The organism is Micromonospora sp. S4605, assembly GCF_003176715.1.
GTDB lineage: Bacteria > Actinomycetota > Actinomycetes > Mycobacteriales > Micromonosporaceae > Micromonospora > Micromonospora echinaurantiaca.
In genome coordinates this window covers 1-5,246 of sequence record NZ_QGSW01000155.1, presented here as the reverse complement: position 1 = coordinate 5,246, position 5,246 = coordinate 1, and the positions used below count along the sequence as shown (strand labels likewise).

Genomic DNA, 5,246 nt, shown 5'->3' with positions numbered 1-5,246 from the left:
GGGCGGGCCGGCCCACCCACCCCGGCACGCGTCGCCGGCCCGCCCATCGGGGCAGGCGTCGTTGGGCGGCGTGCCGGGTCAGGCGTCGCCGGACGGCCCGTCGGGTCAGGCGTCGCCGGCCCGCTCGTCGGGTCAGGCGTTGGCGGGGCGGCCTGGCCCGGCGGTGGACCACCGCGACGAGGTCGTGCCCGCCGAGGGCGGACGCCACGTTGGGCCGGCCGGCGGCGACCGGCAGACGACGGAGGAGGACAGGTGGAACTGACGGTGAACGGCGCCGGGCGGACCGTGCCCGGCGGTGCCACGGTGGCCGACCTCGTCCACGAGGTCACCCCGCAGCGGCGCGGCGTGGCGGTGGCGGTCAACGGCGAGGTGGTGCCGCGCAGCGGCTGGCCGGCGACGGTGCTGCGCGACGGCGACCGGGTCGAGGTGCTCAGCGCCGCCCAGGGCGGGTGAGCGTGGTGACCTTCGAACTGGGCGGCGTCCCCTTCACCTCCCGGTTGATCCTGGGCACCGGCGGCGCGGCCAACCTGCACGTGCTGGAGCAGGCGATCCGGGCGTCCGGCACCGAGCTGGTCACCGTGGCGCTGCGCCGGGTGGACACCACCCCCGCCGGGTCGGGCGGGCTGCTGGAGCTGCTCGACCGGCGCGGGGTGCGGCTGCTGCCGAACACCGCCGGCTGCTACACCGCCGGCGAGGCGGTCAAGGTGGCGCACCTGGCCCGGGACGCGTTCGAGACCGACTGGGTCAAGCTGGAGGTGATCGGCGACGAGCGCACCCTGCTGCCGGACGGCGTCGAGCTGCTCCGCGCCGCCGAGGAACTGGTCGCCGACGGGTTCACCGTGCTGCCGTACACCAGCGACGACCCGGTGCTGGCGCGCCGGCTGGCCGACGTGGGCTGCGCGGCGGTGATGCCGGCCGGCGCGCCGATCGGCTCCGGGCTGGGGGTGTCCAACCCGCACCACATCCGGCTGATCCGGCAGAGCGTTGACGTGCCGGTGATCCTGGACGCCGGCATCGGCACCGCCTCCGACGCCGCGCTGGCCATGGAACTCGGCTGCGACGCGGTGCTGCTGGCCAGCGCGGTGACCCGGGCTGCCGACCCGGTGGCGATGGCCACCGCGATGCGGTTCGCCGTCGAGGCCGGCCGGTTGGCGTACGGCGCGGGCCGGATCGCCCGCCGCTTCCACGCCCTCGCCTCCACTTCCGACGAGGGAAGGCCCGACCTGTGACCGCGCCGCCCAAGCCGGCCGCTGGTTCATCCAAGGCGGATCTTGGAAAGAAGCGGCCCCTGGAGGGGGCGGATTCCTCCAAGATCTCGTCGGGCGGCGCCCGGGTGCCCGACGGGGTGGTCCTGATGACCGATCGGCGGGTGGCGCGGCGGCCGCTGGTCGAGGTGGTGGCCGGGGCGGTGGCCGGGGGAGTGCGCTGGGTGGTGCTGCGGGAGAAGGACCTGCCCCGCGCCGAGCGCGCCGCCCTCGCCACCGACCTGCGGGCCGTCCTCGACGAAGCCGGCGGCACCCTGGTCGTCGCCGGCCCCGACCCGCTCGACGGCGACGCCGTGCACCTGCCGTCCGCCGGCCCGTACCCGCCACCCCGGCTGGGCCTGGTCGGCCGCTCCTGCCACGACCGGGCCGAGCTGGCCAGACTCAGCACAGAGGACTACGCCACCCTCTCGCCCGTCTTTCCCACCAGCACCAAACCCGGCTACGGCCCACCCCTGCGCCCCCGCGGACTCGCCAAGCTGATCGCGGCCAGCCCGGTACCCGTCCTGGCCCTCGGCGGCATCGCCACCCCGGGCCACGTCCACGCCTGCATGGAGGCCGGTGCGGCGGGAGTCGCCGTCCTCGGCGCCGTCATGCGTGCCGACGACCCCACCGAAACCGCCGCCACCCTGACCAGAGCCTTCCAGGAGGCGACCGCCCCACCGACCAGACCCGCCGAAGCGGCGGTCACGCGGGTGCCGCCCAGCCGGCAGGGGCGCGCGGAGGCCGCCACGACCGGTCGACGCAGCCGGCACGAACGTGCGGAGGTCTCCGGTACGGGGCTGCGGCCGACCGTGCCCACGGAGGGACCAAACCCGACCGCCCGGAGTGGGCACGGTCGGCCGCAGCCCTCAACGGCGACCACGACGAGCACCAACGGCCAGCCGCAGCCGTCGACGACCCGCGAGCGGCGAGACACGGAAGAGGAACGATGACCCCCACCACCGTGCTCACCGTCGCCGGCTCCGACTCCGGGGGCGGTGCCGGCATCCAGGCCGACCTCAAGGTCTTCGCCGCCCTCGGCGCGTACGGGACCAGCGTGCTCACCGCGGTCACCGCGCAGAACACCCGGGGCGTCGACGCCGTCCTGCCGCTGCCGCCGCGCACCGTCACCGACCAGTTGGAGAGCGTGCTGGTCGACTTCGACGTGCGGGCTGTCAAGACCGGAATGCTCGGCAGCCCTGCGGTCGCCGACGCGGTCGCGGAAGCGGCCCGGGCCGGCCGGCTGCCGCACCTGGTCGTCGACCCGGTGCTGGTCGCGACCAGTGGACACGCGCTCGGCGTGGTCGCCGCCGTCGAGCGGCTGCTGCCGTACGCCGAGGTGGCGACGCCGAACTGCGCGGAGGCCGCGGCCATCACCGGACGCCCGGTGACCACGGTCGAGGAGATGGTGGCCGCCGCCGAGGCGCTCGCCGCGGGCGGGCCGGCGCACGTGGTGGTGACCGGCGGCGACGTGGACGCCGACGGCGAGGCGGTCGACGTGCTGCACGGCGGCGGGGTGACCACGCTGCTGCGGGCGCCGCGGGTGGCCACCCGGCACAACCACGGCACCGGCTGCTCGTTCTCGGCGGCCATCGCGGTCCGGCTGGCGCTCGGCGACCCGGTGCCGGCGGCAGTGCGGGCGGCGAAGGAGTACGTGACCCGCGGGCTGTCCGGCGCGCGGGACTGGACGTTGGGAGCGGGACGCGGCCCGCTGGACCATTTCGGCTGGTCCGCTTGATCACCAGGGAGGCTGTCATGCAGGCACGTCGCAAGGTGTACGTGGAGGGGTCCCGGCCGGATGTGCGGGTGCCGTTCGCGGAGGTGGACCTGACCGGGGACAACCCGCCGGTGCGGCTCTACGACACCTCGGGGCCGGGCGCCGATCCGGAGGTGGGGCTGCCGCCGCTGCGCGGCCCGTGGATCGCCGAGCGCGGGGACGTCGCCCCGGTGCGGGGTGCCGGTACCCCGCTGGCCGGGGTGGCCGGGAAGCGGCCCACGCAGCTCGCGTACGCCCGGGCCGGGATGGTCACGCCGGAGATGGAGTTCGTGGCGATCCGGGAGGGGATGACGCCGGAGTTCGTCCGGGACGAGATCGCGGCCGGGCGGGCGGTGCTGCCGCTCAACGTCAACCACCCGGAGTGCGAGCCGGCCATCATCGGCAAGGCGTTCCTGGTGAAGGTGAACGCGAACATCGGCACCTCCGCGGTCACCTCGTCGGTGGCCGAGGAGGTGGAGAAGCTGACCTGGGCGACCCGGTGGGGCGCGGACACGGTGATGGACCTGTCGACCGGCAAGCGGATCCACGAGACCCGCGAGGCGATCGTGCGGAACTCGCCGGTGCCGATCGGCACCGTGCCGATCTACCAGGCGCTGGAGAAGGTCGGCGGCGACCCGGTGAAGCTGAGCTGGGAGGTGTTCCGGGACACCGTCGTCGAGCAGGCCGAGCAGGGCGTGGACTACATGACCGTGCACGCCGGGGTGCTGCTGCCGTACGTGCCGATGGCGGTGGACCGGGTGACCGGGATCGTGTCCCGGGGCGGCTCGATCATGGCGGCCTGGTGCCTGGCGCACCACGAGGAGAACTTCCTCTACACCAACTTCCGGGAGCTGTGCGAGATCCTGGCCCGCTACGACGTGACGTTCTCGCTGGGTGACGGGCTCCGCCCCGGGTCCATCGCGGACGCCAACGACGAGGCGCAGTTCGCCGAGCTGAGGACGCTCGGCGAGCTGACCCGGATCGCCTGGGAGTACGACGTGCAGGTGATGATCGAGGGCCCCGGGCACGTGCCGATGCACAAGATCAAGGAGAACGTGGACCTCCAGCAGGAGTGGTGCCACGAGGCCCCGTTCTACACGCTCGGTCCGCTGACCACCGACATCGCCCCCGCGTACGACCACATCACCTCCGCTATCGGCGCGGCGATGATCGGCATGTTCGGCACCGCCATGCTCTGTTACGTGACGCCTAAGGAGCACCTCGGGCTGCCGGACCGGGACGACGTGAAGGCCGGCGTGATCGCGTACAAGATCGCGGCGCACGCGGCCGACCTGGCCAAGGGGCACCCCGGGGCACAGGCCTGGGACGACGCGCTGTCCAAGGCGCGGTTCGAGTTCCGCTGGGAGGACCAGTTCAACCTCTCGCTGGACCCGGAGACCGCGCGGTCGTACCACGACGCGACGCTGCCGGCTGAGCCGGCGAAGACGGCGCACTTCTGCTCGATGTGCGGCCCGAAGTTCTGCTCCATGAAGATCACCCAGGAGCTGAAGGAGTACGCGGCCCGCGGCATGAAGGACAAGTCGGCGGAGTTCGTCTCCTCGGGCGGCCGGGTCTACCTGCCGCTGGCCTGATCCCGCCCCGGCGGAAGCCGGCCGTGGTCGGCGCGGACAGCTCGGAGACCGACGGCGGGTGTGACCTGTCTTGTGGGTGCAGTTGTTGTCCCTCCAATGACAACAACTGCACCCAGAAGACTCAGTCGCGGTGGTGACGGCCGCTGGAGCGCAGCGAGCGGCGGCCACTCTCCTGCTCGGGCTCGTTGTCCGCCAGCGGGCGGCCCAGCCCGGCCACCCAGTCGACGTACTCCTCGTCCTGCGCCGCCAGCGGCTCCGCCTCGGCCTCGCCGGAGCCGCCCTCGTCGGTGGTCCGGGCACGGTTGCGCCGGAACAGCCCGAGCCGGCCGCGGAGCCGCCCGCCGTTCTGCTCGCCCGCGCCGGCCGCCGCGCCACCGGTCGGCGCGTCCTCGCCGTCGGCCGGTCCCGACGGCGCGGCCTCCGCGGGCGCCGTCGGGCCGGCGCGCCGGGCGGTGGCGAGGGCCTCCCAGCTCGCGGCCCGCTCCAGGTCGGGCAGGGGAGCGCGGTGCCGGGGCCGGTGTCCGCTGGTTTCCTCGGGTACGGCCGGTCCGGTCGCCTCGTCCCGCGCGGCGGGGGTGGGCCGGCCCGGCGCCGACCACGCCGGTGCGACCGGCCAGGTGGACCGCGGCGCGGCCGGCCGGTCGGCCGTGGGCG

At 74.8% G+C, this 5,246-nt stretch carries 4 protein-coding genes and 2 pseudogenes; 5 read left to right on the top strand and 1 reads right to left on the bottom strand.

Annotation, left to right across the window (positions count from 1 at the left end; translation table 11 throughout):
- Positions 1 to 252 precede the first annotated feature (252 nt).
- From thiS to thiC, 5 genes and pseudogenes are all read left to right on the top strand, one after another.
- On the top strand, positions 253 to 453 hold the full coding sequence (gene thiS, locus DLJ47_RS11100; protein ID WP_088991902.1) for a sulfur carrier protein ThiS: 201 nt from the start codon (positions 253 to 255) through the stop codon (positions 451 to 453).
- Positions 450 to 1,229 carry a thiazole synthase gene (locus DLJ47_RS11095; protein ID WP_109899955.1) on the top strand — a complete coding sequence of 260 codons (780 nt, stop codon included), beginning with the start codon at positions 450 to 452 and terminating at the stop codon, positions 1,227 to 1,229. The genes thiS and DLJ47_RS11095 overlap by 4 nt, the downstream gene beginning before the upstream one ends.
- Before the next feature lie 125 nt (positions 1,230 to 1,354).
- Positions 1,355 to 1,933: pseudogene (locus DLJ47_RS11090) on the top strand (thiamine phosphate synthase); the annotation flags it as partial.
- Positions 1,934 to 2,193: 260 nt separating this feature from the next.
- The gene (thiD, locus tag DLJ47_RS11085) at positions 2,194 to 2,982 is read left to right on the top strand and encodes a bifunctional hydroxymethylpyrimidine kinase/phosphomethylpyrimidine kinase (protein ID WP_109899954.1); all 789 of its coding nucleotides are present in this window, start codon (positions 2,194 to 2,196) and stop codon (positions 2,980 to 2,982) included.
- A gap of 17 nt (positions 2,983 to 2,999) precedes the next feature.
- On the top strand, positions 3,000 to 4,592 hold the full coding sequence (gene thiC / locus DLJ47_RS11080) for a phosphomethylpyrimidine synthase ThiC (RefSeq protein WP_109899953.1): 1,593 nt from the start codon (positions 3,000 to 3,002) through the stop codon (positions 4,590 to 4,592).
- Positions 4,593 to 4,713: 121 nt separating this feature from the next.
- Here thiC and DLJ47_RS35700 read toward each other — a convergent pair.
- Positions 4,714 to 5,246: pseudogene (locus DLJ47_RS35700) on the bottom strand (hypothetical protein); the annotation flags it as partial.

Excerpts from the sequence above, each read along its gene's own strand:
- thiD (WP_109899954.1), top strand. The coding sequence starts at position 2,194 with ATGACCCCCACCACCGTGCTCACCGTCGCCGGCTCCGACTCCGGGGGC.
- thiC (WP_109899953.1), top strand. The coding sequence starts at position 3,000 with ATGCAGGCACGTCGCAAGGTGTACGTGGAGGGGTCCCGGCCGGATGTG.